Here is a 24870-nt window from a genome sequence, read left to right on the forward strand (position 1 = left end):
CACGGCAGGCATCCTAGATAACACGGTGCAGGGCCTGCACCTACCGTCCTCGGCGTGGTCGCGCCTGACATCGTGGGCAGGTGAACGATGACCGGTTCATGAACGCCGTGCGCACCACGGGTGCACCGCACCGGCGGCACGGCAGGCCGGCCCGGCCGTAGACCGCCAGCTCGCGGTCGAAGTACCCCGACGAGCCGTTGACGTCGACGTAGAGCGCGTCGAAGCTCGTGCCTCCGACCTGCAGCGCCGCACGCATCACGGCCTCTGCCGCGGCGAGCACCGCGGCGATCTGCCCCGGGCGGAGCCGGTCGGTGGGTCGGGCGCCGTGCAGACGTGCCCGCCAGAGCGCCTCGTCCGCGTAGATGTTGCCGATCCCCGAGACCAGCGTCTGGTCCAGCAGCGCGCGCTTGAGCTCGGTGTGCCGCCGACGCAGGCCGGCGACGACCGCCGCGCGGTCCAGGTCCGGGTCGAGCAGGTCGCGCGCGATGTGGACGACCGAGGGCGGCAGCGCGGCGAGCGGGCTGCCGTACCCGCCCGGCCCGCCGTCTGGGGTCGGCACGAGCTCGGCGAGCCCCAGGTGACCGAAGGTGCGCTGGTCGACGAAGTCGAGCACCCGGTCGGGCTCGGCCGCGGCGGTGAGCGTCATCCGCACGCGCAGGTGCGGGTGCTCCGGGGCGTCCACCGCGTGGTGCACCAGCAGCTGGCCGCTCATCCCGAGGTGCGCGGTCAGTGCGTCGTCGCCACCGATCGTGAGCCACAGGAACTTGCCGCGCCGGACCGCTGCCTCGAAGGTGCGCCCGGCCAGGCGCTCCGCGAAGTCGGCCGCTCCCGGCACGTGCCGGCGCACCGCACGCGGGTGATGCACCTGCACGGCGGTGACGGTGCGCCCGACCACGTGCCGGGCGAGGCCGTCACGAACGGTCTCGACCTCGGGCAGCTCGGGCACTCAGGCCCCGCCGGCGGCGCGCGCCACCATCTCGGGACCGCGCGCGCTCAGGCACTCGTAGGCGGCCGCCGCGGCCTCCTGCTCGGCGACCTTCTTCGCGGGACCGGTGCCCTCGCCGCACAGCTCGTCGGCGATCAGGATGCGGGCGTTGAACGTCCGTGCGTGGTCCGGCCCGCTGCCCTGGACGTCGTACTGCGGCGCGCCCAGACCGAGCCGGGCAGCGAGCTCCTGCAGGGACGTCTTCCAGTCCAGCCCCGCTCCGAGCTGAGCCGCTGCCTCGAGGGTCGGACCCACCAGGCGCTCGACCAGCTCCCGAGCCGGCTCCAGACCGTGGGTCAGGTAGACCGCACCGAACAGCGCCTCGAGCGTGTCGGACAGGATCGAGTCCTTCTCCCGACCACCCGTGGCCGTCTCGCCCTTGCCGAGCAGCAGGAAGTCGCCGAGGTCGATCGTTCGCGCGATGGCCGCGAGCGCCCGCTGGGACACCGTCGCGGCGCGCATCTTCGCGAGCTCGCCCTCGGCCTGGTTCGGGTAGCGCCGGTACAGCGCCTCGGTGACCACCAGGCCCAGAACCGTGTCGCCGAGGAACTCCAGACGCTCGTTGGTCGGCAGCCCGCCGGCCTCGTGCGCGAACGAGCGGTGCGTGAGCGCAAGCACGAGAAGCTCGGGGTCCAGGTGGACCCCGAGCGTCGTGATGAGCCTGGAGGCGGTGGTCACGGGCTCGTCACCGCCGGGAGGCACAGGTCAGCGGGCCTCGTGCTCGCTGCGCAGCGCCTCGGCGTACTGACGGCCGTTGTAGGCGCCGCACGCCGGGCACGCGACGTGCGGAAGCTTCTCGGCCTTGCAGCGCGGGCACGTGGTCAGCGTCGCTGCGGTCGTCTTCCACTGCGACCGACGCGCACGGGTGTTGCTGCGCGACATCTTGCGCTTCGGAACAGCCACGGCTAGCTCTCTTTCGGGTCGTCGTACAGGTCAGCCAACGCCTGCCACCGAGGGTCGGTGACCTCGTGAGCGTGGTCCGCGTTCTCGGGGTCCGCCAGGCGGGCCCCGCACTGCGGGCACAACCCGGGGCACTCCGGAGAGCACACCGGGCGAAACGGCAGCGCAGGCACCACCGCATCACGCACCGCGGGCTCGATGTCGATCAGATCGCCCTCGAGCTCGCGCAGATCCTCCTCGTCGTCGCCGTCCTCGACGGCGACCCGGGCCCGCTCAGGGTAGACGTACAGCTCCTGGATCTCGACGTCGACATCGCCGACGACCTCGTCCAGGCAGCGCACGCACTCCCCGACGGTCCCGCCCCGGACGGTGCCCGAGACGAGGATCCCCTCCATCACCGCCTCGAGCCGCAGGTCGAGCTCGAGGTCGGATCCGGCCGGGACACCGATCACGGCGGTACCGAGATCCTCCGGGGCCGGGACGGTCCGGGAGACCGTGCGCATCGTCCCCGGGCGGCGGCCGAGCTCGTGAGTGTCGAGCACGAACGGTGCGCGGGGATCGAGGGCGTGGTGCTCCATCAACGGTCCAGGTTCGAGGGGTCCCGGTCCACGCCGCGAGCAGTGGACCGACGGGCCATCCTACGGCATGCCGGGCGGTGCCCCAACTCGCGGTCCGAGGCCCGGCACGAACCGACTTCACACCGCGCGACCGCGGCCGGACGGACGGCCACGGTCACGCCTCGGGATCGCTGAACGGCTGGCGCTCCTGCGGCTGCTCCAGGCGGCTCGCGAGCTTCGCCCGCCCCGCCTGCACCTGGGCGACGACCCGTCCGAGGTCGATCTCGAAGTCGGCGAGCCGCCGGTCGCAGTAGTCGTCCGCGTCCCGGCGCAGGCCGGCGGCGATGGTCTCGGCGTCCGCCACGATCCGCGCCGCGAGATCCCGGGCCTCGAGCACCACCTGCTCGCGGCTGACCAGCTCCTCGGCGCGGGCGTGCCCGGCCCGGACGATCTGATCGGCGCGCGCCTGGGCGTCCGCAAGGACCTGGTCCGCACCCGCCAGCACCTCGTCGGCGTGCGCGAGCTGGTCCGGCAGCACCGAACGCGCTCGCTCGACGAGGGCGAGCAGCTCGTCCCGGTTGACCAGCACCGAGGACGACATCGGCATCGCCCGGGCGCCGGTCACCAGCGCCTCGAGCTCGTCGAGCAGGGCCGTCAGACTCTGCTCACGGGCGTCATCCATCAGGTCCCCCGTTCGGCCAGCCTGGCCCGCACCGCCGCAGCGACGTGCTCGGGCACCAGGTCGTCGATCTGACCGCCGTACCTCGCGACGTCCTTGACCAGCGACGACGCGATGTGGATCACCGACCGGTCGGCCGGCAGGAAGACGGTCTCGATGCCGGTGAGGTGCCGGTTCATGAACGCCATCGGCAGCTCGGCGTCGTAGTCGCCGCCCCCACGCAGCCCTTTGAGCAGCATCGTCGCGCCGATCTCCCGGCAGAAGTCGACCAGCAGCCCCGCGACGGGCTCGACACGGACACCGCTGAGCCCGGCCACCGCCTCGCGCGCGAGGGCGACCCGCTCGTCCAGGCCGAACAGCGGCTGCTTGCCGGCGTTGGTCGCGACCGCGAGCACGACCTCGTCGGCGAGACCGGTGCCGCGGCGGACGATGTCGAGGTGACCGTACGTCACCGGGTCGAACGAGCCGGGGCACACCGCGATGGTCACGGCCACACCCTACGTCGCCGCATCCTCCGAGACCTCGGGCTCGGCGAACCACACCGTGGTCTCGCCGTACCGGCGCTCGTCGAGCTCGCGCCAGGTCGCCGGCCACGGCGGCCGGCCCGACCGGGTCGACCGTTCGACCACGACCACGCCCTGCGGGTCCAGGTGCGGCACCAGGGCGACGAGCACGTCGCCGAGCGCCGCGTCGGCCAGGTCGTACGGCGGGTCGAGCAGCACCAGGTCGAACGTCTCGTCGCCGCGCTGCAACCACGGCAGCACGCGGTCGGCGACCACCCGCACCCCGGCGAGGCCGAGCGCCGCGACGTTACGACGGCAGACCGCGACCGCGGGGCCCGCCGACTCGACGAGCACCACGTGCGCCGCGCCACGGCTCGCGGCCTCCAGCCCGAGCGCCCCCGAGCCCGCGTACAGGTCGGCGACCCGGGCCCCGTCGACCACGTCGAGGTGCTCGAGCCGGGAGAACAGCGCCTCGCGCACCCGGTCGGAGGTCGGTCGCGTGCCACGCGGCGGGACCGTCAGGCCCCGACCGCCCGCGAGGCCCGCGATGATCCTGGTCACCGGCCCGCCTCGCTGTCCGTCAGCCGCTCGAACAGGCTCCTGGTCTCCGTGCTCGACCCCCAGGCCAGCACGATGGCGCTGGTCACGACCTGCGCCAGGAGCAACACCGGCAGCGGTGCGCCCACCAGGATCGCGATCACGGCGGGCAGGAGCCCCACGACCACGGCGTCCGGCCCGCGCGCGATGACCGCGGCGGCACCCATCGGCACGGCGCCGGCCGGGGTGGCCACGACCGCGAGGTCCCAGCGGGGCGCGGGGCGGAAGGCGGAGCGCAACGCGGCGCCCGCCCACGCCGGCCCGGCGAGCACGCCCAGGGCGAGCCACAGCGGCACCGAGCCGTACCAGACCCCGACGGCGCCGAACGCGGCCAGGTTCCAGACGGTCATCACGATCGCGGGGACGACGAGCCGGGCCCGGCGCAGACCGTTGGCCGACAGCGGCAGCAGGCGGTCCAGACCCGGCGTCAGCTCCGCGCGACGCGCACCCTCGGTCGTCGCAGCCATCGCGACACCGCCCGCGAACAGCACGGCGAGCGCGACCTGGACCGACCCGGCCAGCGCGGGCGCGGAGACCACCAGGACCGGCACGAGCGCGGTCGCCGCGAGCTGCACGAGGTGTCGCGGCGACCGCACGAGCACCAGCAGGTCCGAGGTCACCAGCGCGCTGAGCGGACCGCGGACCGTGCGCATCCGACGTGACCGGCGCCGCTCCTGGCGCGCGATCCGGTCGGTCAGCGCCCGGCCGAGCTCGCGGGAGTCGAACGAGACCAGCGCGCCGGTCGCCTGGGCCGCGACGGCGCCGCTGTCCCGCAGGCTCCGCGCCGGGATCCGGTCCAGGCGGGTCGTCACCAGGGCCCCGACCGCACCGAGCAGCACGACCAGGACACCGCTGACCCACCACGGGACGTCGACGGCGCCGCTCGGCTGCCAGCCGAGCGCCAGCACTGCCACGGCGCTGACGGCGCCCAGCACCATGAGTGCGTCACCGCCCTGAGCCACCACGCGCGACCCGCGCCAGGACTGCACCAGCGCTGCCGAGCCGACCAGCAGGGCCGCCGCGAGCCCGACGCCGATCCCGACCCGCAGCGCCCGCGACGCCGACCCGGCGAGCGCGGCGTCGAGGACGCCCGCGACGAGCGCACCGGCCAGGGCCGCGACCACGGGGACGCGCCGGGCCGACGGGGTGAGCAGACCCCGCCGATCGACCGGCAGCGACAACCACCACTGCGCCTCGGCCCCGCCGACACCCACCGGCCCGAGGCGCCCCGCGAGGGAGACCACGGCCCCCGCGGCGACCATCAGCACCGGCCTGGCCAGCGCGTCGAGCGAGAGGCCTACCGGACCGCCCGGCGGGTCGACCACCGGGAGCTGCTGGAGCGCGCCGAGCGCGATGAGCACCCCGATCCCGACCATGATCACGGAGTAGTAGACGTCGCCCAGCAACGTCATCATGCCGGCGTCGGCACGCTGCCGGGCGACCGCCGCGGTGTAGCCCCGGATCGACCGCGCGGCCGGGATCGGCGTCCGGTCGGCCGGCCCGACGGCCGGGTCCAGGACCGTCGCGCTCACAGCGCGCCCGGCCGGAGCGCGTCGACCGCCTCGTCGACCCGGACGACGCGCGTCTCGTCCCCGACGATCACGGCCGAGTCCGCGACCGACGCCAACAGCTCCGCGTCGTGCGTGGCGATCAGCACGGCCCCACCGGCCTGCTTCTCGGCCACCAGGCGGTCGGCGACGTGACGCCGCATCGCCGAGTCCAGGCGCTGCTCGGGCTCGTCCAGCACGAGCAGGCTGCGGGGCCGCACCAGACCGGCGGCGAGCAGCAGGCGGCGGCGCTGACCCGACGAGAGCGCGTTGGGCAGGACCTCGGCGTGACCGGTCAGCCCGAACTCGTCGAGCAGCTCGTCCACCTCGTCCCCGGCACCGGCGACCCCGTGCCCCCGAGCGGTGAGGTACAGGTGCTCCGCGACGGTGAGCGCGGGGAACCACGCATCGTCGTCGAGGACGGCCGAGACGTGGGCGCGGAAGGTCGCGGTCCGCTCGTCGACCGGCGATCCGAGCACCTTGACGGTGCCGCCGAGCGGTTCGAGCAGGCCGAGCACGGCGCGCAGCAGGGTCGACTTCCCTGACCCGTTCGGCCCGACCAGGGCGATCGCCCGGCCGGCTCGGAGCGTGAAGGTGGCCGGGCCGCACACCGGCCGGCCGACCCAGCCGACCTCGAGACGATTGGCACTGAGCACAGGAGCGGGGCGGGGCACCCGCCCAGCCTACGAGCCGCGAGACCTGCCTTCGGCCACGCCCGGACGGCGCCGCGGTCAGGCCCGGTCCAGGTACTCCTGCGCATCGGGTGCCAGCCAGGCGTCGATCGCCGCGGCGAGGGCCGGCCACTCCCGCAGCCCGGGGTCCTCCGCGACGAGCGTGCGAGCCTCGTCCCGAGCCTCGGCGATGAGCTCCGCGTCACGCACCACCCGCAGCAGCCGCAGCGAGCTGGACCGCCCGGACTGGGACGCCCCGAGCACGTCGCCCTCGCGTCGGAGCTCGAGGTCGACGGCCGCGAGCGCGAACCCGTCGGTCGTCGAGGCGAGCGTCTCCAGCCGGACGGCCGCGTCGGACCCCTCGGCCGCCCGCGCGACCAGCAGGCACAGGCCGGGCTCGCGTCCCCGGCCCACCCGACCGCGCAGCTGGTGGAGCTGGGACAGGCCGAACCGCTCCGCGTCGAGTACCACCATCGCGCTCGCCTCGGGCACGTCGACACCGACCTCGATCACGGTGGTGCAGACGAGCACCGGCGTCCGGCCGGTCGCGAACGCCGACATCGCCTCGTCCTTCGCGGCCGGGGCCATCCGACCGTGCAGCACACCGACCGGCACGCCGGCCAGGGCGGGGTGCGCCGCGAGCTCGGCGGCGACCTCCTCCACGGCGCGCAGCGGCGGCCGGGCGTCCGTCTCGCCGACGGCATCCCGGGCGAGCAGGTCCGCGTCGTCGTCGCCCGAGCCGCCGTCGCCGTCGCCGTCGGCGCTGATCCTCGGGCAGACCACGTACGCGCGGCGGCCGGCGTCGACCTCCTCGCGAACCCGCGCCCAGGTCCGTTCGAGCCACGCCTGGTTGTCGGCGGGCACGACGTGCGTGCGGACCGGCGACCGTCCCGACGGGATCTCGGTGAGCGTCGACACCTCGAGGTCGCCGAACACGGTCATCGCGACCGTGCGCGGGATCGGGGTCGCCGTCATGACGAGCAGGTGCGGCACCCGGGCGTCGTCACCGCCGCGCGAGCGCAGCACGTCCCGTTGCTCGACGCCGAAGCGGTGCTGCTCGTCGACCACCACCAGACCCAGGTCGGCGAACTGCACGCGCTCACCGAGCAGCGCGTGGGTGCCGACCACGATCCCGGCGGCCCCGGAGGCGGCATCGAGCAACGCCTCGCGGCGAGCGGCAGCGGTCTGCGAGCCGGTGAGCAGCACCACCCGGGTGGCGCGGTCGGCGGCGCCGAGCATGCCCTCCTCCGCGAGCGGCCCGAGCAGGTCGCGCAGGGTCCGCAGGTGCTGCGCGGCGAGGACCTCGGTCGGCGCGAGCAGCGCCGCCTGGCCACCTGCGTCGACCACCTGCAGCATCGCTCGCAGCGCGACCACGGTCTTGCCGGAGCCGACCTCACCCTGCAGGAGACGCTGCATCGGTTCCGCCGAGGAGAGGTCCGCGGAGATCTCCTCGCCGACCGCGCGCTGCCCTGCCGTCAGGGCGAACGGGAGCCTGCGGTCGAACGCGTCCCGCAGGCCGCCGTCGGCCGCGGGGCGCGCGGTGCCGGGCCGCGCCGCGGCCTCGGCCCGGCGCCGGGCGAGCGCGGCCTGCAGCACGAACGCCTCCTCGAACCGCAACCGGCGCCGCCCGCGGGACGCGTCGTCGTCGGAGTAGGGCTCGTGCACCAGGCGGAGGGCCTCCAGCAGGGTCGGGAGCCGTCGGCGCGCGCGCACCTCGTCGGGCAGCGGGTCGGGCACGTCTGCCTCGGTCATCGGGTCGAGCACGGTGCGGACCGCGCGCTGGATCCGCCAGGTGGGCAGCGCGGCCGAGGCCGGGTACACCGGGATCGGCCGGCTCGCCTCGACGAGCGCCGCGGCCTCGTCGTCGACGTCGGTGCCGACCAGCTGGTAGTCGGGGTGGGTGAGCTGGAGGCTGCCGCGGTAGACGGTCACGGTGCCGGTGAACATGCCCTGTCGGCCCGGTCGGAGGCGGCTCTCGTGCACGCGCAGCGAGCCCGGGTGCTTGCCGAAGAAGGTCAGCGACAGCTCCCGCAGCCCGTCGGTGACCACCGCCTGGAGGAGCACGCCGCCGCGCGACCGCATGGTGCGGACGGTCGCCTGGCGCACCTCGGCCATGACCGTGACATGCTCGCCGGGCACGAGCGAGGTGAGGTCGGTGAGCCGGCCGGGCGAGGCGTAGCGGCGCGGGTAGTGGCGCAGCAGGTCGCCCGTCGTGTGCAGGCCGAGTGCTGCCAGCGGCCCTGCGGCACGCTTGCCGAGCAGCCGTGCGAGGGGCTCGTCCCAGCGCTCGCTGACGGCCACCGCACCTCCGTCCCGGCCAGGCGACCTGCCGGTCGTCCGGCTCCTCGCCCCGTTCGTCCTGCGACGTCGACCGGCGCCGTTTTGGGTCCACCGTCAACGATCGGCTACCCTATCCAGGTTGTCCGGGTGGACCCGGACCCGCGGGGCGTGCGTCAGTGAGCGGCTCATCGTTCGCCAGGCATCCTGCCCCGCCGCACCGACACGAACATGAACCCGCGCCCTGGCGCACGCGACGATCAGGAGACCGACCCGTGGCTGCTCACTGCGACATCTGCGGCAAGAGCCCGAGCTTCGGGCACAGCATCTCGCACTCCCACCGCCGGACGAAGCGGCGCTGGAACCCGAACATCCAGCGGGTGCGCACCGTGGTGGCCGGCACGCCGAAGCGCGTGAACGTGTGCGCCTCGTGCCTCAAGGCCGGCAAGGTGGTCCGCTCGGCCTGAGCCCCAGCTCACCGACGCCCGCGACGCCAGACGGCTCGCGGGCGTCGCTCTGTCCGGGGACGGACGTCTGGCCCGGTCCGCACGTCGATGGCAGGCTGGGCGGCATGCAGGACGAGCTGCCCGAGGTCACCATCCGCCCAGCCGTCGTCGACGACGCCGACGCGATCGCCCAGGTGCACGTGGCCTCGTGGCGTCAGGCCTACGCGGGGCACGTGCCCCAGGCCCAGCTCGACGGGCTCGACACGGGGTCGTGGTCCAGGTCGTGGCGCGACCGGATCGCCGGCCGGCACGGCACGATCCTCGTCGCCGAGGACGACGGCGACGTGATCGGCTTCGTGTCCTACGGCGCGAGCCGTGACGAGGACGCCTCCCCCGGCACGATCGAGATCTACGCGATCTACCTCGAGCCGCACGCCTGGGGCCACGGCGCCGCCCGCGAGATGATGCGAACCCTGCTCGGCTCGTTGCCCGACAGCGGCACCGTCACGCTGTGGGCCCTCGCCTCGAACGAGCGTGCCCGGCACTTCTACCGGCGCCACGGCTTCACACCCGACGGGGTGGAGCGGATGGAGGAGATCGGCGGCGCGAGCGTGCTCGAGGTCCGCTACCGCAGAGGCTGACGCACGCCGGGGCCGCCCGCGGGTCCGGCACCCACCGAGCCTCAGCGCGCGAAGTGGTCCCAGCCCAACGGGCCCTGGGGCTCCTCGCCGGCGACCGTGAGACGCCCGGCAGGTCCGTCCAGCACCCGGCCGATCCGGCGGAACGGCTCGGGCAACGCCACGTCCGCCGGGAAGGTCGCGAGCAGGCCGTGGTCCTCGCCCCCGGTGAGCACCCACGTCGTCGCGTCGACGCCCAGCGCGACCGCGGCCGGTGCGAGCGCCGCGAGCTCGTCCCCGAAGACCTCGCTGGCCGCGGCGAGGTCCAGGCCGACCCCGCTCGCGAGCGCCAGCCGCTGGGCGTCGCGCAGCAGCCCGTCGGAGACGTCCAGCATCGCCGTTGCCCCGGCGCGTGCGGCTGCGATCCCCGCCGCGAGCGGTGCCGTCGGGCGCCGGTAGGCCTCGACGAGGGCGCCGAAGCCCTCGTGACCTGCGTCGAGACCGGCCTCCAGCAGCCCCAGACCGGCGACCGACCTGCCCCTGTGCCCGGCGTGCGCGACCACGTCACCGGGACGCGCACCGTCCCGGCGGACCGGCGCGCGGCCCTCGAGGTCGCCGAGCACCGTGACCGCCACCGACAGCTCGGTCCCGGCCGACAGGTCGCCGCCGACGACCCCGACGTCGCCGCACGCCTCGGCGAGCCCGCCGGCGAGGTCGGCCAACCAGTCCGGCGTCACGTCCGGCGGGCAGACCAGGGCGACGACGAGCGCGGTCGGCCTGGCGCCCATCGCGGCCACGTCGGCGAGGTTCTGCACCGCGGCGCGGTAGCCCACGTCGGCGCCGCTCGACCAGCTGCGCCGGAAGTGCCGTCCGTCGACGAGCACGTCGGTGGACACCACGACCCGCCCGTCCGGCGCGGCGACGATCGCGGCGTCGTCCCCCGGCCCGAGCAGGGTGTCCCGGCCGAACGGCAGCCGGGGCAGGATCCGGGCGAGCAGGGCGTCCTCGTCGGTCACGCCCCCGACGCTACCGGCGGATAGCGTGGGGCCGTGCGCCCGCTCCCCGTCGCCGCGGCCCTCGCCCTCGTCGTCCCGCTGGCCGGCTGCGCGACCCGGGTCCCGGTCGAGCCCGCGCCGTCGGCCGGCGACCCGCTGTGCGCCGAGGTCGTGCTCGCGCTGCCGCTCGAGCTCGGCGGGCTCGAACGCGTGCTGACCGACAGCCAGGCGAGCATGGCGTGGGGCGACCCGGCGCACCCGATCGTGCTGCGGTGCGGTGTCGAGCCCCCGGGGCCCACCACCGACCAGTGCGTGACGGCGGACGACGGGGAGGTCGCGGTGGACTGGGTCGCCGTGCCCGGGGAGGCCGACGCCACCGGCGCGGCCGACTGGACGTTCACGACCTACGGCCGTTCCCCGGCCGTCGAGGTGTTCGTCCCGGCCGAGGTGACCGGGACGCGGTCCACGTCCTTCCTGGTCGAGCTCGGTCCGGCGATCTCCAAGATCCCCGCGACCCGGCACTGCGTGTGAGCCACTAGGCTCGCGGCATCGATGCGAGGAGGGGTGCGGTGAGCGACCTGGGGCGCGTGGCGGTGATCGCCGGCGGGCTGTCCAACGAGCGCGAGGTGTCGTGGCGTTCGGGCCGGCGGGCCGAGTTCGCGCTCGACGAGGCCGGCGTGGACGCGACGCTCTACGACGCCGACGAGACCCTCCTCGACCGGCTCGCCGCCGACCACGTCGACGCCGCCTACATCGCGGTGCACGGCGCGAGCGGCGAGGACGGCTCCCTGCAGACCGCGCTCGACCTGGTCGGGCTGCCGTACGTGGGTTCGCCGCCACCGTCCTGCCACCTCGCGTGGGACAAGGTCGTCGCCAAGGTGCTGGTCGAGCGGGCCGGCCTGACGACGCCGGCGTGGGTCGCGATCTCGGCGCGCAGCTTCCGGGAGCTCTCCCCGGCGCAGATCGTCCGCTCGGTGGTCTCCGACCTCGGTCTGCCCGTGGTGGTCAAGCCGGCCACGAGCGGCTCGACCCTCGGCATGAGCCTGGTCGCCGAGGCCGCGGACCTCCCGGCGGCGCTGGTGCGCTGCTTCACGTTCGGCGACGTCGCCCTGATCGAGCGGTTCGTCGAGGGCCGCACGGTGGAGACCGTCGTGGTGGAGAACGCCGCGGGCGAGCCCGAGGCCCTACCGCCTGCCGAGTTCGCGAACCCGAGCGTCTCGCCGTTCAGCTTCGAGGCCCGGTACAGCGCCGACCTCATCTCGATCGCGCTGCCCGCGCCGCTGAGCGACGCGGCGACCGCCGAGGTACGCACGACCGCCGAGACCGTGCACCGCGTCCTGGGCCTGCGGGACCTGTCCCGCACCGACGTCGTGGTCGACGCCGAGGGGACGCCGTGGTTCCTCGAGGGGGCGATCTCGCCCGGGCTCACCGAGACGTCGGTCCTGCCGCTCGCGGCGGCCGAGGTCGGGCGCCCGCTGGGCACGCTGCTCGCGGAGCTCCTGGTGCGTGCCAAGGAGCGCGGCGCGGGTCGCTGACCGGGGTCGCGGTCCTCGCTACAGCCGCGGCCCGTCCAGGCCCACGAGCTTGCCCGCGATCCCACCCGCCGCACGCAGCGCCGCACCGGAGCCGAACCCGCTCGGGGCACCCACCACGGGCGCGTCGCGCGCCTCGCGCAGCGCGTCGAGCAGCACCTCGGACGCCGGGTGCTTGGGCGCCCACAGGTAGAGCGAGAGCGCACCCGGCACCGAGTTCACCTCGTTCACCACGAGCTCGCCCGAGGACTCGTCGTACAGGAAGTCCAGACGCACCACGCCGGTGAGGCCGGTGACCACCGCGACCCGGCGGGCGAGCTCGGCCGCGCGCCGGGCGACCTCGTCCGGCACCTGGGCGGGCAGCTCGCGCGGCGCGGACGAGAGCCCGGCCTCCCCGGCGCCGCCGGCGAGGTACTTCTCGTCGTAGGAGTAGACCGCGCCGTCCGGACGCCGCAGCGGCCGCTCGAGGTCGGACACCTCGAGCGCCGGCGCGGTGCGGAACGAGATGTTGAGGTCCACCAGGTCGCGGCGGAACGGCTCCACGACGGCGCCGGCGCGCAGGTGCGCGCTCGACCTGGCCACCACCCGGGCGGTCGCGAGGTCGTCGACGATCTCGATGCCGATCGAAGAGCCACCGAAGCGCGGCTTGACGATGTACGGCCCGTCGAACGGCGGGTCCACGTCCGGCTCGAGCGCGACCCTCGGCAGCGTCGGGATCCCCGCCGATGCCATCACGGCGCCGAACGCGAGCTTGTCCATGCCGAGCGCCGACGCGTACAGCGACCCGCCGGTGGTCCGGATGCCGAGCAGCGCCATCAGGCCCGCGTAGCCACCGCCCTCACCGAGACCGCCGTGCAGGCAGGACAGCGCCGCGGTCGGCTCGATCCGCTCGCTGCGCAGCCGCCCCTTGACGTACAGGCCGGCGTCGGCGCCGAGACGGACGTCCACCGGCTTGGACCCGGACGGCGCACCCTCGAGGTAGTCCTTGGCCTCGGTGCCGGGCGGGACGAGGAACCAGCCCCCGGTCGGCGCCCAGTACAGCGCGAGCACGTCCTGGCCGGCGCCGGTCAGCACCCGCTCGGCCTGCAGACCCGTGAGGATCGAGATCTCGTGCTCGGGGGACGGCCCCCCGAAGACCACGGCCCAGCGGCTGTCGGACGGGCTTGCAGACACGTTTGCTACCTCGCGGGTCGGGGGTCCCGACTCACGGATAGTGATCGGGCAGGTCGTTCTCGTACAGTATGACGCCCTTCGGGCCGGCGACCCGGGTCGCCACGGCGACACCTTGCTCACGGCGGTCGACCACGTCGTAGGTGCCGCCGCCGGCACGCACGCCCTCGAGCAGAGCGGCACGGTTCGTGCGCCCGACGATGACGACGTGCGCCCCGAGCACGGCGGCCTCGGTGCCGAGCGCCGCGTTCCGCTCACGCTGCACGGGGCCGAGCTCGACCATCCCCGGCGTGACGAGCACGAGGCGTCCCTCGTCCCCCACGATCGCCGCGGACTCGACGAGCGCGGCCCGCGCGCCGACCGGGTTCGCGTTGTAGGTGTCGTCGACCACGGTGAGGCCCTCCGCGGTCCGCTGGACCTCGGCACGGTGCGCGGCACGGGGCAGGGCGGCGAGCCGCGGCCGGAGCGCTGCAGGGTCGACGTCGAGGACCGTCGCGATGCCGAGCGCGATCGCGAGGTTGACCCCGTGCGCGACGCCTTCGCCGAGGTCGAGCTCGACCGGGCCGTCCGGCCCCGGCACCGTCGCCGTCGCGGCGACGAGGTCGACCCGGACGTCCGCGTCGGCGCCGGCGACCGTGCAGGTCACCACCCGCTTGCCCTGCTCGCGGCAGCGCTCGGCGAGCGCGGCCAGCCCGGGTTCGTCGACGGGGAGCACCACGGCACGGGCCCGCTCGGTGATCTCCGACTTGGCCGCGAGGATCACGTCCGTGGAGCGCATCCGCTCCAGGTGCGCCTCGCCGATCGTCGTGATCGCGGCGATGTCCGGTGGGAACAGCCCGCACAGCTCGCGGATCTCACCGGGGCCGTACGTACCCATCTCGGCGACGAACACCTCGGTCCCGTCCACCAGGGCGTCGTTGACCGCACGCGACAGGCCGAGCCGGTTGTTGAAGCTCGCCGGCGACGCGACCACCGAGCGCGCGCCGCCCAGGACGTGCGCGACGTAGCCCTTCGTCGAGGTCTTGCCGTAGGAGCCGGTGATCGCGACCACGGTCGGACGCACGCGGGACAGCCGCTGCTGGGCCTTCGCGACGAACGGCGCCGAGAGGCGCTTCTCCACCGCGCCCATCACCGCGGCCGCCAGGTCCACCGTGAACGGGACCGTCACGGCCACGAGCGCGGTCGCGCGGACGCCGATCAGCAACCAGAGCAGCGCACCGATGGCGAGGACGACCACCGCCCATCCGATCGCGAGCCGGCGCAGCCGCCCGGTCCACGCGAGCGCCGACGTACGGCCGCGCACCGACAGGCCACGCGGCACGAGTGCGCCGAGCGCCGCTGCGAGCACGGCAGCGAGCCACGCCCGCGAGAACGGCACGAGCGCGACCAGGGCGAGTGCGGCGGAGACCAGCACCCCCGTCGCATCCTCGGCGGACCGGGTGAACCAGAGCCGCGCGATCACGGTCGCGCGGCCGGGCAGGTAGTGCTCGCGCTGGCACACACGCAGCCAGCGCAGGCCGCCGACGGCCGTCGCGGCGACCACCACGACGAGCACGGCGAGGTCGGTGAGGCTCATGCGAGGTCCGTCCGGGTCATGCGGTGCTCCCGCGGTCGGTGTCGAGGTGGGCGGCCAGTGCCGCGGCGACCGCACGGGCGACCGGACCGGTCAGCAGGTGACCGCCGCTGGGGACCACCTCGAGCCCGGCGCCGGGCACGAGCGAGGCGGCCAGCCGAGCACCGGCGAGCGGTGCCTGGTCGTCGAGCTCGCCCCAGACGAAGGTGGTCGGCACGGAGATCCGGGCCAGGTCCTCGCGGTAGTCCTCGTTGACGACCCGCACGAAGATCTCCCGCATGCGGCCCTGCAGCGCGCGGTAGTCGTCGGACCCCGCGTTGCGGCGGATCCGCTCCACGACGGACTCCGGGACCAGGTGCCAGCCGACCAGGCGCTTGGCCAGCCTGAGCCGCAGCGCCGGCGTGGGCGGAGGGGTCGCGCGCACGAGCGGCGCGCCGGTCAGGACCAGCGACCGCACCAGCTCGGGGTGCCGGACCGCGAGCCGGACCGCGACCCGTCCGCCGAACGAGTGGCCCACCACGGTGTAGGGGCCGGTGCCGGCGAGCGCGCCGGCCAGCTGGTCGGCGTACTCCGTGCTCCCCCACACCGCAGGCGGTTCAGGCGTGATGCCGAACCCGGGGAAGTGGACCGCCAGGGCGTCCTCTCCCGCCACGACGGGGGCGAAGTCCGCTCCGCTGCGCATCCAGCCGTGCAGTGCGAGCACCTCGGAGGCCGGCCGACCGATCCGGTCGGCCAGGAGGTCGTCAGCCAGGGCCGTCAGCACGACGGTGAAGGCTACACCGGGGCGGCCCGGGACCTCGTGTCCGGGCCGCGACGTGGCGGCGACGTGGCGGCGACGTGGCGGCGACACGGTGCCGACACGGCGGCGACCTAGGCTGCGACCGTGAACCCGTCGACCCCCCTGTCCCGCGCGACCCTCGCGGTGACCGCCGGCCGCCCCACCCACGAGCGCGGTGCCGCACTGAGCCCGCCCGTCGTCCTCAGCTCGACCTTCGTCTCCAGCGGGGTGCCGACCGGCGACGAGCCGCTGTACGGGCGCGCTGCCAACCCGACCTGGTCCGATCTCGAGGCGGCGCTCGGGACGCTGGAGGACGCCGCGCTGCCGGGGCTCGTGCTGTCGTCCGGGATGGCCGCGATCGACGCCGCGCTGTCCCTCGTGCCGCCGGGTGGCCGGGTGGTGCTGCCCCGTCACGCGTACCAGCTCACCGGTGTGCTCGCCGCCGACCTCGCGGCTCGCACGGGGCTGCGCGCGGTCCCGGTGGACGTCGCCGACACCGAGGCGACCCTCGCGGCCGTCCGCGCGGAGCCCACCGACCTGCTGTGGCTCGAGTCGCCGACCAACCCGATGCTCGAGGTCGCCGACCTGCCCGCCCTGGTGGCCGGCGCGCACGAGGCCGGCACGCCGGTCGCGGTGGACAACACGTTCGCGACCCCGATCGCGCAGCGTCCGCTCGAGCACGGCGCGGACCTCGTGGTGCACTCGGTGACCAAGTACCTCGCGGGGCACTCCGACCTGGTGCTCGGTGCGCTGGTCACGTCGGACCCCGACCTGCGGGCCCGGCTGCACGCCCATCGCACGCTGCACGGGGCGATCGCCGGGCCCTGGGAGGCGTGGCTCGCGCTGCGTGGGCTCCGGACCCTCGCGTTGCGGGTCGAACGGTCCCAGGCGTCCGCGGCCGTGCTCGCGGCACGCCTCGCCGCGCATCCCTCGGTCGTGGAGGTCCGCCACCCGAGCCTGCCCACGGACCCCGGGCACGAGCGGGCCGCCCGGCTGCTCGACGGCTTCGGCTCGGTGCTGGGTCTGCGGCCCAGGGGCGGTGTCGCAGCCGCCGACGCCGTCGTCGACGCGGTACGGCTGTGGGTGCCGGCGACGAGTCTCGGCGGTGTGGAGTCGATGCTCGAGCGGCGGCGCCGGTTCGCCACCGAGGCCGAGACCGTGCCCGAGGACCTCCTGCGGCTCAGCGTCGGCATCGAGGACGTGGAGGACCTCTGGGCGGATCTCGCCCAGGCGCTCGACGGCCTGGGCTGAGGCAGCACGGCAGCAGCACGGCAGCAAGCACGGCAGCAAGCACGGCAGCAGCACGGCATGGCGACCGCACGGCGGAGCCCTGCCGCGTACGATCAGGGCCGTCGAAAGGGGACGCCTCGATGGTGCGAGCGCGCCGCGCCGCCGTGCTGGTGGCCGTGCTCGGGATCGGTCTCGGAACCGCCTCCTGCACGCTCGACCCCACCGCGGGGCTGACACCGAGCTCGTCGACCGCGGAGGGCTCGACCGCCGCGACGACATCCGCCTCGAGCGCCACCGGCACGCCTGGCACGACCCCGAGCACCCCGACGACCGGCACGACGAGCGGGAGCCCCACCCCGAGCCTCAGCCCGAGCACGAGCCCCTCGACGCCGGTGGACGACGGCGGCGACGCTCCCCCGTTCCGGGCCGACACCGCCGACGACACCGGCAACGGGACCGGGTCGGACGTCGGCAGCCTCGTGGACATCCGGGTCTCCGCCCAGGACGGCTTCGACCGGGTCGTGATCCAGCTCGACGGCCCCGACATCCCGGCGTGGGACGTCGGCTACGTCGACCGTGCGCTCGGCGACCCGAGCGGCATCGTGGTGGACGTCGAGGGCGATGCGGTGCTCCAGGTGCTGCTCCAGCCGGTCGCCTACCCCGAGTCCGGCGAGAACCCGTACGACGGCCCCCAGAAGGTCTCCGCGGCCGGGACCGCCGTGGTCACCGAGGCGGTGCTGTCCTCGATCTTCGAGGGCGAGCTGCAGCTGTTCATCGGCGTCGACGGTGGCCGCGAGCCGTTCCGGGCCTACGGCATGAGCGACCCGTCCCGGATCGTCATCGAGGTGCGCGACCGGCTCGGGTCCTAGCCGGGCTCCGGATCGGGTCCGGGCGGCCCTCAGACCCCGTCGGCCTTGTGCGGGCGGGCGAGCAGCAGCTGGCCCATCTCCTCGACCGGTCGCCCCTCGTGCAGCACCGCGACCACGGCCGCGGTGATCGGCATGTCGACGCCGCTGCGCCGCGCGAGGTCGAGCACCGACAGGGCGGTCTTGACTCCCTCGGCGGTACCCGGCGTGGCCTCGAGCGCTGCCGCCAGGTCCATCCCCTCGCCGATCCGACGACCGAGCTGATGGTTCCGGGACAACGGCGAGTCGCAGGTCGCGAACAGGTCGCCGATGCCGGCCAGGCCCGCGAAGGTCTCCGCGTCGGCGCCGAGCGCCAGCCCCAGCCGGGTGATCTCCGCGAGGCCGCGGGTGATCAGGGTCGCGGTGGTGTTGTCGCCGTAGCCGAGCCCCTGGGCGGCGCCGATGCCGATCGCGATGACGTTCTTGGCGGCCCCGCACAGCTCGACGCCGATGAGGTCGGTGTTGGTGTACGGCCGGAACCACACGGTCGCGCAGACCTCGGTGATCCACCGGGCGAGCTCCTCGTCGGCCGCCGCGACGACCGTGGCCGCGGGCTGGTGCTCGGCGATCTCACGTGCGAGGTTCGGCCCGGACAGCACGGCCACCTTCTCGGTCGGCACGCCGAGCACCTCGACGAGCACCTGGCTCATCCGCTGGTCGGTCGCGAGCTCGACACCCTTCATCAGGGACAGCACGACGGCGTCCGGCTCCAGCAGCCCGGCGAACGGAGCGAGCGTCCGGCGCGCGGACTGGGCCGGCACTGCGACCGCGACCAGGGCGGCGCCACGCACCGCGTCGCGCGGATCGGTCGTCGCGCGGATCGCCTCGGGCAGGACGAGACCGTCGACGTAGGGGCTCGTCCGCGTCGTGTTCACCGCCTCGGCGACCTCCGCGCGACGCGCCCAGAGCACCACGTCGTTCCCGGCCTCGGCGAGCACCGCCGAGAACGTGGTGCCCCACGAACCGGCACCGAGCACTGCGACCTTCACCCGACGACCCTCACCGGCCGGGCTCCGGCATCCCCTTGCGCCAGACGAACCGCTCGGCCGGCGCCTGCTCGCCCCGGATCTGCTCGAGCTGGTGCGTGACCGCGTCCATGATCCGGTCGGTCGCCACGCGGAGCACGGTGCCGTCGACGGGCTTGTCGTACAGGTCGCTCAGGTCGACCGGCGGGCCGGCGACCACGGTGATGGTCTTGCGCGGGATCGGCTTGAGCAGCTTGCGGTAGCGACCGAGCAGGCGGTGCGCGCCCCACTGCGCGATCGGGACGACGGGGGCCCGGGTCGCCAGCGCGAGGCGGGCCACGCCCGTCTTGCCCTGCATGGGCCACAGGTCCGGCTCGCGGGTCAACGTGCCCTCGGGGAAGACCACGACGCACTCACCGCTCGCGAGGGCCTGCTCGGCCGCCTTGAGCGACTCGCCCGCCGACGCGGCACCCCGCGAGACCGGGATCTGACCGGTCGCGGTGAGCATGCTGCGCAGCACGGGGATCTTCCACAGCGAGTCCTTCGCCATGATCCGGGGGGCGACGCCGTTGTCCCACAGGTAGTGCGCGAACGTCAGCGGGTCGATGTTCGTGGCGTGGTTGCCCACGGCGATGAACCCGCCCGGTTGGGCGAGGTGCTCCGCACCGTGCCAGTCCCGACGGGTCGAGGACAGCAGGAAGGTCCGCACCACTCGGGCGAGGTTGACGTAGGCGCGCGATGCACGCGACGGGGCCGGCACGGCGCCGATGCTACCTGTGGGTGCTCAGAGCATCCGGAACTCGGCGCCGAGGGCGCTGAGCTTGTCCCGGAAGTGCTCGTAGCCCCGATCGATGATGCCGATCCCGGCGACGTTCGACTGGCCCTTGGCCGCGAGGGCTGCGATGAGGTGGCTGAACCCGCCGCGCAGGTCCGGGACCTCGATGTCGGCGGCCTCGAGCGGGGTCGGGCCGGAGATCACCGCCGAGTGGTAGAAGTTCCGCTGCCCGAACCGGCACGGGTGACCGCCGAGGCACTCGCGGTAGACCTGGATGTTCGCGCCCATGCCGATCAGCGCGTCCGCGAACCCGAACCGGTTCTCGTAGACCGTCTCGTGCACGATCGACAGGCCCTTCGCCTGGGTCAGCGCGACCACGAGCGGCTGCTGCCAGTCGGTCATGAAGCCCGGGTGGACGTCGGTCTCGAGCACGATCGAGCGCAGGTCGCCGCCCGGGTGCCAGAACCGGATCCCGTCGTCGAGCACGTCGAACTCGCCGCCGACCTTGCGGAACACGTTGAGGAACGTCGTCATCTCGGGCTGGTGGGCACCGCGCACCGTGATGTCGCCGCGCGTGGCGAGGGCGGCCGACGCCCAGGACGCGGCCTCGATCCGGTCCGGCAGCGAGGTGTGCCGGAACCCGCACAGCCGCGGGACCCCCTCGATCCGGATCACCCGGTCGGTGTCGACCGAGATGATCGCGCCCATCTTCTGCAGCACGTTGATCAGGTCGAGGATCTCGGGCTCGATCGCCGCGTTCGACAGCTCGGTGATGCCGTCCGCCCGGACCGCGGTGAGCAGCAGCTGCTCGGTGGCGCCGACGCTCGGGTACGGCAGGCGCACCTTGGTGCCGATCAGACCGTGCGGCGCGCGGATCGCGATGCCCTGGTCGAGCTTGTCGACCTCCGCGCCGAACTGGCGAAGGATGTCCAGGTGGTAGTTGATCGGCCGGTCGCCGATCCGGCAGCCGCCGAGGTCCGGGATGAAGGCCTCGCCGAGCCGGTGCAGCAGCGGGCCGCAGAACAGGATCGGGATCCGGCTGGAGCCGGCGTGCGCGTCGATGTCCGCGACGTGCGCGAGCTCGACGTTGCGCGGGTCGAGCCGGAGGGTGCCGGCCTCCTCGTCGAGGTCGACCTTGACGCCGTGCAGCTCGAGCAGCTCGGTGACGACGGTGACGTCCCGGATCATCGGCACGTTGCGGAGCTCGCTCGGGCTGTCGCCGAGCAGCGAGGCGACCATCGCCTTCGAGACGAAGTTCTTCGCCCCGCGCACGGTGATCTCACCGTGCAGAGGGATACCGCCGTTGACCTGGAGGACGTCACGCATGGGGACCATCGTCGCGCACGCCGAGCCGATTCTCACGTCGCGCTCGGCGTGGTCCCGTGGAGGTCCTGTGCACGTCGGGCTCCCAGGCGTGTCACAGCGGGCACCTAGCGTGGGCGCGAGCACGAGGGGTGGGCGATGAGGTTCGGGTACGTCGGGACGTTCGGGTCTGCGGAGCTGCTGGTGCAGCAGGCGGTCGCGGTCGAGCAGCACGGCTGGGACGGCTTCTTCACCTGGGACGCGCTGTCGATCGGCGCCGACGTGACCTGGGACCCGTGGTCGCTGCTCGCGGCGGTCGCCGTGCGCACGACCCGGGTGCGCCTGGGTGCGATGGTGTTCGCACCGGCGCGGCACCAGCCGTGGACGCTGGCGCGTCAGGTGCAGACCGTGGACCACCTCTCGGGCGGCCGCCTGGTGCTCCCGGTCGGGCTCGGCGTGGACGACGACGCCGCCTACTCCCGGGTGGGCCCCGGCGCGGCAGGAGCGGCCGGGTCGACGACCGGCGCCGCCGGGGCCACCGACCCGGACCGGCGGCCGGTCGCCACCCGGGAGCGCGCCGAACGGCTGGACGACGCCCTCGAGGTGCTCGCCGCGGCGGCCGGCGGTGGACCGGTGACGGTGCACGGGCGCCACAGCGAGCTGCGCGACGTCGTGCTCGAGCCGGGCACGGTGCAGCGACCCCATGTGCCGGTGTGGGTCGTCGGCGCCTGGCCGAGCCGCCGGTCGATCGCGCGCGCCGCGCGCTGGGACGGGGTCGTGCTGCAGCGGTTGCGCTCGGCCGACCCGGTGGACGCCGCGATGGTGCGCGACGTCCTCGCCGAGATCCGCGCGCTCCGGTCCGCCGACGGCCGGTCAGGTCCGTACGAGGTGGTGCTCGGTCAGGCGCTCCCGCAGGACTCCGCCGCCGCTGCGGAGGCCGCCCGCGAGCTCGAGGCGGCCGGCGTCACCTGGTGGGTGCACGCGGACTGGTCGCCGAGCACGTCGGTCGAGGCGCACCTCGACCGCATCGCCCAGCGCCCGCCGATCGTCTGATCAGCCCACCGGTCCCGGTGCGGGCCGCCGCCCCCCCGTCCGCCGCTGCGTCACCACGGAGGTTCTCATGCAGGTCAGCTTCATCGCCGGGTTCGGTCCGATCGCACGCTCGGTCGACGACTCGCACCGGTTCTGGGTCGGTGCGCTCGGGCTGCCGCTCACCGAGCTCGCGCCCTCGTACTTCCACTCGGAGCAGGTCGCCGGCGCGAAGGCGTTCGCCATCTGGTCGCTGGACCAGGCTGCCGAGTCGGTCTTCGGCACGTCGACGTGGCCGGCGGAGCACCCTGTACCGCAGGCATGGCTCGAGCTGGACGTCGCGACGCCGGCCGAGGTCGCCGAGGCCGTCGTCGAGCTCGGCTCAGCCGGGTACCAGGTCCTGCGCGGCGCCGCGGAGGAGCCGTGGGGCCAGACCACGTCACGGCTGCTCAGCCCGGAGGGGTTGCTGGTGGGCGTGAGCCACACACCGTGGATGCACGCCGACGCAGCGGACAGCGAGGAGGCACCGCCGGCGGGGTCGGACAGCTGACCGCCCTCACCGAGTGCGCGCGGGGGCGGCCACGGCGCCCGCGCGCGACCCAGGAGCGGCTCAGCTCAGCGCGTCGTCCGCGTGCACCGGGCGAGCGGCCACCACCTCGACCGGCGGCAGGTGCTTGGCCGGCAGCGTGGTGGGTCGCCAGGCCGCGCGGGTCTGCTCGAACTCGCTGATCTCGGCCTCGTGCTGCATGGTCAGGCCGATGTCGTCGAGACCCTCCATGAGACGCCAGCGGGTGTAGTCGTCCACCTGGAACGGGACGACGACGTCGCGGCACCGCACCTGGCGCGCGTCGAGGTCCACCGTGACCTCGGTGCCGGGCTCGGTCTCCAGGATCTTCCACAAGAGCTCGATGTCGTCCTGCGCGAGCTGCGCCGCGAGCAGGCCCTGCTTGCCCGAGTTGCCGCGGAAGATGTCCGCGAACCGGCTGGAGAGCACCGCACGGAAGCCGTAGTCCTTGAGCGCCCACACGGCGTGCTCACGCGACGAGCCGGTGCCGAAGTCCGGACCCGCGACCAGCACCGAGCCCGCCGTGTACGCGTCGCGGTTCAGCACGAAGTCCGGGTCACCCCGCCACGCGGCGAACAGCGCGTCCTCGAAGCCGGTGCGGGTGACCCGCTTGAGGTACACCGCCGGGATGATCTGGTCGGTGTCCACGTTGCTGCGACGCAGCGGGACCCCGACGCCGGTGTGCTGGGTGAACTTCTCCATCGGTGCCTCTCAGGCGGTTCAGGTCTCGGGTGGTCTGTGGTGACTGAGCGGTCGAGCGTCCGGCCGGGGCCGCGGGCTCAGACCGTCGCGGGCTCGAGCGGGCTGCCGTCCGGCGCCTCGACGCCGTCCAGGTCGGCCACCGAGGACAACGTGCCGCGGATCGCGGTCGCGGCGGCGACGAGCGGCGACACGAGGTGGGTGCGGCCGCCCTTGCCCTGCCGGCCCTCGAAGTTGCGGTTCGACGTGGACGCGGCGCGCTCCCCCGGCTTGAGCTGGTCCGGGTTCATGCCCAGGCACATCGAGCACCCCGCGTTGCGCCACTCGGCGCCGAAGTCGAGGAAGATCCGGTCCAGCCCCTCGGCCTCGGCCTGCAGCCGGACCCGAGCCGACGACGGCACCACGAGAACCCGCACGTCCGGGTGCTTGGTGCGGTCCTTGAACAGCTTCGCGACCGAGCGCAGGTCCTCGATCCGGCCGTTGGTGCACGAGCCGATGAACACCGTGTCCACGGCGATCTCGCGCAGTGGCATGCCCGGCGTCAGGCCCATGTACTCCAGGGCACGCTCGGCGGCGATGCGCGCGTTCTCGTCCGGGATCTCGGCCGGCACCGGGACGTTGCCGCTGAGCGGGAGCCCCTGGCCCGGGTTCGTGCCCCACGTGACGAACGGCTCCAGGTCGGCCGCCTCGAGCACGACCTCGGCGTCGAACACCGCGTCCTCGTCGGTGTGCAGCGTCGACCAGTACTCGACCGCGGCGTCCCAGTCCGCGCCCTCCGGCGCGTGCGGCCGGCCCTGGAGGTAGTCGAACGTGGTCCGGTCCGGCGCGATCATGCCCGCCCGGGCGCCCGCCTCGATCGACATGTTGCAGATCGTCATGCGCGCCTCCATCGACAGCGCACGGATCGCCTCGCCGCGGTACTCGAGCACGTAGCCCTGGCCGCCGCCGGTGCCGATCTTGGCGATCACCGCCAGGATGATGTCCTTGCTCGTGGTGCCCTTCGGCAGCGTGCCGTCGACCGTGATGGCCATCGTCTTGAACGGCGCGAGCGGCAGCGTCTGGGTGGCCAGGACGTGCTCGACCTCGCTGGTCCCGATCCCGAACGCCAGCGCGCCGAACGCGCCGTGCGTCGAGGTGTGCGAGTCGCCGCAGACCACGGTGAGGCCGGGCTGGGTCAGGCCGAGCTGCGGTCCGACCTGGTGCACGATCCCCTGGTCGGCGTCGCCGAGCGAGTGGATCCGGACCCCGAACTCCTTGACGTTGTTGCGCAACGTCTCGATCTGCGTCCGGCTGGTCCGGTCGGCGATCGGCAGGTCGATGTCGAGGGTCGGGGTGTTGTGGTCCTCGGTCGCGATCGTCAGGTCCGGCCGGCGCACCGGGCGACCGGCGAGGCGCAGACCTTCGAAGGCCTGCGGGCTGGTCACCTCGTGGATCAGGTGCAGGTCGATGTAGAGCAGGTCCGGAGCTCCGTCGGTGCCCCGGCGCACGACGTGTGCGTCCCAGACCTTCTCGGCGAGCGTGCGTCCCATCGCGTGTCCTCTCCTGCCCGATCCGGCGCATGGCGGGGTGTCGG

At 74.3% G+C, this 24870-nt stretch carries 27 protein-coding genes; 8 read left to right on the forward strand and 19 right to left on the reverse strand.

What is annotated here, in order from left to right; translation table 11 throughout:
* Nucleotides 1-40: 40 nt before the first annotated feature.
* The 10 genes from mutM to OEB99_RS06680 form a co-directional block, all read right to left on the reverse strand.
* Nucleotides 41-946 (reverse strand): bifunctional DNA-formamidopyrimidine glycosylase/DNA-(apurinic or apyrimidinic site) lyase, encoded by a 906-nt coding sequence (mutM, locus tag OEB99_RS06635; RefSeq protein WP_263509162.1) that lies wholly within the window; start codon nt 944-946, stop codon nt 41-43.
* Complete coding sequence (gene rnc, locus OEB99_RS06640) at nt 947-1663, reverse strand: ribonuclease III (protein WP_263509163.1); 717 nt, start codon at nt 1661-1663, stop codon at nt 947-949.
* A 27-nt stretch (nt 1664-1690) separates the two neighbouring features.
* Entirely contained in the window at nt 1691-1888 is a 198-nt protein-coding gene (rpmF, locus tag OEB99_RS06645; RefSeq protein WP_263509164.1) for a 50S ribosomal protein L32, read from the reverse strand.
* 2 nt (nt 1889-1890) lie between these two features.
* Nucleotides 1891-2463, reverse strand: a complete 573-nt coding sequence (locus tag OEB99_RS06650; RefSeq protein WP_263509165.1) for a YceD family protein — start codon at nt 2461-2463, stop codon at nt 1891-1893.
* Between the two features lie 154 nt (nt 2464-2617).
* Nucleotides 2618-3124, reverse strand: a complete 507-nt coding sequence (locus tag OEB99_RS06655; RefSeq protein ID WP_263509166.1) for a hypothetical protein — start codon at nt 3122-3124, stop codon at nt 2618-2620.
* Nucleotides 3124-3609, reverse strand: a complete 486-nt coding sequence (gene coaD / locus OEB99_RS06660) for a pantetheine-phosphate adenylyltransferase (protein ID WP_263509167.1) — start codon at nt 3607-3609, stop codon at nt 3124-3126. The genes OEB99_RS06655 and coaD overlap by 1 nt, the downstream gene beginning before the upstream one ends.
* A 9-nt stretch (nt 3610-3618) precedes the next feature.
* Nucleotides 3619-4185: a 16S rRNA (guanine(966)-N(2))-methyltransferase RsmD gene (rsmD, locus tag OEB99_RS06665; protein WP_263509168.1), complete on the reverse strand. Its 567-nt coding sequence runs from the start codon at nt 4183-4185 to the stop codon at nt 3619-3621.
* Nucleotides 4182-5753, reverse strand: a complete 1572-nt coding sequence (locus OEB99_RS06670) for a DUF6297 family protein (RefSeq protein WP_263509169.1) — start codon at nt 5751-5753, stop codon at nt 4182-4184. The genes rsmD and OEB99_RS06670 overlap by 4 nt, the downstream gene beginning before the upstream one ends.
* The gene (locus OEB99_RS06675) at nt 5750-6442 is read right to left on the reverse strand and encodes an ABC transporter ATP-binding protein (RefSeq protein ID WP_263509170.1); all 693 of its coding nucleotides are present in this window, start codon (nt 6440-6442) and stop codon (nt 5750-5752) included. The genes OEB99_RS06670 and OEB99_RS06675 overlap by 4 nt, the downstream gene beginning before the upstream one ends.
* A gap of 57 nt (nt 6443-6499) precedes the next feature.
* On the reverse strand, nt 6500-8740 hold the full coding sequence (locus OEB99_RS06680) for an ATP-dependent DNA helicase RecG (RefSeq protein ID WP_263509171.1): 2241 nt from the start codon (nt 8738-8740) through the stop codon (nt 6500-6502).
* 251 nt (nt 8741-8991) lie between these two features.
* On the opposite strand from OEB99_RS06680, the gene rpmB reads away from it, so the two are divergent.
* Both rpmB and OEB99_RS06690 read left to right on the forward strand, forming a co-directional pair.
* Entirely contained in the window at nt 8992-9183 is a 192-nt protein-coding gene (rpmB, locus tag OEB99_RS06685; RefSeq protein WP_263509172.1) for a 50S ribosomal protein L28, read from the forward strand.
* Nucleotides 9184-9287: 104 nt separating this feature from the next.
* On the forward strand, nt 9288-9803 hold the full coding sequence (locus OEB99_RS06690) for a GNAT family N-acetyltransferase (protein ID WP_263509173.1): 516 nt from the start codon (nt 9288-9290) through the stop codon (nt 9801-9803).
* Nucleotides 9804-9844: 41 nt separating this feature from the next.
* Here OEB99_RS06690 and OEB99_RS06695 read toward each other — a convergent pair whose 3' ends face one another.
* Nucleotides 9845-10795: a thiamine-phosphate kinase gene (locus OEB99_RS06695; RefSeq protein ID WP_263509174.1), complete on the reverse strand. Its 951-nt coding sequence runs from the start codon at nt 10793-10795 to the stop codon at nt 9845-9847.
* A gap of 33 nt (nt 10796-10828) precedes the next feature.
* Here OEB99_RS06695 and OEB99_RS06700 point away from each other — a divergent pair, with 33 nt between their 5' ends.
* Complete coding sequence (locus tag OEB99_RS06700) at nt 10829-11305, forward strand: DUF3515 domain-containing protein (protein ID WP_263509175.1); 477 nt, start codon at nt 10829-10831, stop codon at nt 11303-11305.
* 38 nt (nt 11306-11343) lie between these two features.
* Nucleotides 11344-12309 (forward strand): D-alanine--D-alanine ligase family protein, encoded by a 966-nt coding sequence (locus tag OEB99_RS06705; protein ID WP_263509176.1) that lies wholly within the window; start codon nt 11344-11346, stop codon nt 12307-12309.
* A gap of 18 nt (nt 12310-12327) precedes the next feature.
* Here the strand turns inward: OEB99_RS06705 and OEB99_RS06710 are convergent, their stop codons facing one another.
* The 3 genes from OEB99_RS06710 to OEB99_RS06720 are packed head-to-tail and all read right to left on the reverse strand — an operon-like array spanning nt 12328 to nt 15812.
* Nucleotides 12328-13479, reverse strand: a complete 1152-nt coding sequence (locus OEB99_RS06710; RefSeq protein ID WP_263509177.1) for a D-alanine--D-alanine ligase family protein — start codon at nt 13477-13479, stop codon at nt 12328-12330.
* A 31-nt stretch (nt 13480-13510) separates the two neighbouring features.
* Nucleotides 13511-15052: a Mur ligase family protein gene (locus OEB99_RS06715; protein WP_263509178.1), complete on the reverse strand. Its 1542-nt coding sequence runs from the start codon at nt 15050-15052 to the stop codon at nt 13511-13513.
* 16 nt (nt 15053-15068) lie between these two features.
* Nucleotides 15069-15812, reverse strand: a complete 744-nt coding sequence (locus tag OEB99_RS06720; RefSeq protein WP_318011393.1) for an alpha/beta fold hydrolase — start codon at nt 15810-15812, stop codon at nt 15069-15071.
* Nucleotides 15813-15932: 120 nt separating this feature from the next.
* Between OEB99_RS06720 and OEB99_RS06725 the strand changes: the two genes are divergently transcribed.
* Together OEB99_RS06725 and OEB99_RS06730 are read left to right on the forward strand one after the other, a co-directional pair.
* Nucleotides 15933-17078 (forward strand): trans-sulfuration enzyme family protein, encoded by a 1146-nt coding sequence (locus OEB99_RS06725; RefSeq protein ID WP_263509180.1) that lies wholly within the window; start codon nt 15933-15935, stop codon nt 17076-17078.
* 119 nt (nt 17079-17197) lie between these two features.
* Nucleotides 17198-17926: an AMIN-like domain-containing (lipo)protein gene (locus OEB99_RS06730; RefSeq protein WP_263509181.1), complete on the forward strand. Its 729-nt coding sequence runs from the start codon at nt 17198-17200 to the stop codon at nt 17924-17926.
* Nucleotides 17927-17955: 29 nt separating this feature from the next.
* On the opposite strand, the gene OEB99_RS06735 is transcribed toward OEB99_RS06730, so the two are convergent.
* From OEB99_RS06735 to murA, 3 genes are read right to left on the reverse strand one after another with little or no spacing between them, the layout of a single operon-like run.
* Nucleotides 17956-18951 carry an NAD(P)H-dependent glycerol-3-phosphate dehydrogenase gene (locus OEB99_RS06735; protein ID WP_263509182.1) on the reverse strand — a complete coding sequence of 332 codons (996 nt, stop codon included), beginning with the start codon at nt 18949-18951 and terminating at the stop codon, nt 17956-17958.
* 10 nt (nt 18952-18961) lie between these two features.
* Entirely contained in the window at nt 18962-19687 is a 726-nt protein-coding gene (locus OEB99_RS06740; RefSeq protein ID WP_263509183.1) for a lysophospholipid acyltransferase family protein, read from the reverse strand.
* Nucleotides 19688-19711: 24 nt separating this feature from the next.
* Nucleotides 19712-21028, reverse strand: coding sequence for a UDP-N-acetylglucosamine 1-carboxyvinyltransferase (murA, locus tag OEB99_RS06745; protein ID WP_263509185.1), 1317 nt, complete (start codon nt 21026-21028; stop codon nt 19712-19714).
* Nucleotides 21029-21163: 135 nt separating this feature from the next.
* Between murA and OEB99_RS06750 the strand changes: the two genes are divergently transcribed.
* Both OEB99_RS06750 and OEB99_RS06755 read left to right on the forward strand, forming a co-directional pair.
* Nucleotides 21164-22057, forward strand: coding sequence for an LLM class flavin-dependent oxidoreductase (locus OEB99_RS06750; RefSeq protein WP_263509186.1), 894 nt, complete (start codon nt 21164-21166; stop codon nt 22055-22057).
* A 67-nt stretch (nt 22058-22124) separates the two neighbouring features.
* Nucleotides 22125-22583, forward strand: coding sequence for a VOC family protein (locus OEB99_RS06755; RefSeq protein WP_263509187.1), 459 nt, complete (start codon nt 22125-22127; stop codon nt 22581-22583).
* Nucleotides 22584-22643: 60 nt separating this feature from the next.
* Here the strand turns inward: OEB99_RS06755 and leuD are convergent, their stop codons facing one another.
* On the reverse strand, nt 22644-23300 hold the full coding sequence (gene leuD, locus OEB99_RS06760; RefSeq protein ID WP_263509188.1) for a 3-isopropylmalate dehydratase small subunit: 657 nt from the start codon (nt 23298-23300) through the stop codon (nt 22644-22646).
* A gap of 77 nt (nt 23301-23377) precedes the next feature.
* Nucleotides 23378-24826: a 3-isopropylmalate dehydratase large subunit gene (gene leuC, locus OEB99_RS06765; protein WP_263509189.1), complete on the reverse strand. Its 1449-nt coding sequence runs from the start codon at nt 24824-24826 to the stop codon at nt 23378-23380.
* Between the last annotated feature and the right edge of the window lie 44 nt (nt 24827-24870).

The sequence above is a fragment of the Actinotalea endophytica genome (assembly GCF_025717005.1).
Taxonomy (GTDB): Bacteria; Actinomycetota; Actinomycetes; order Actinomycetales; family Cellulomonadaceae; genus Actinotalea.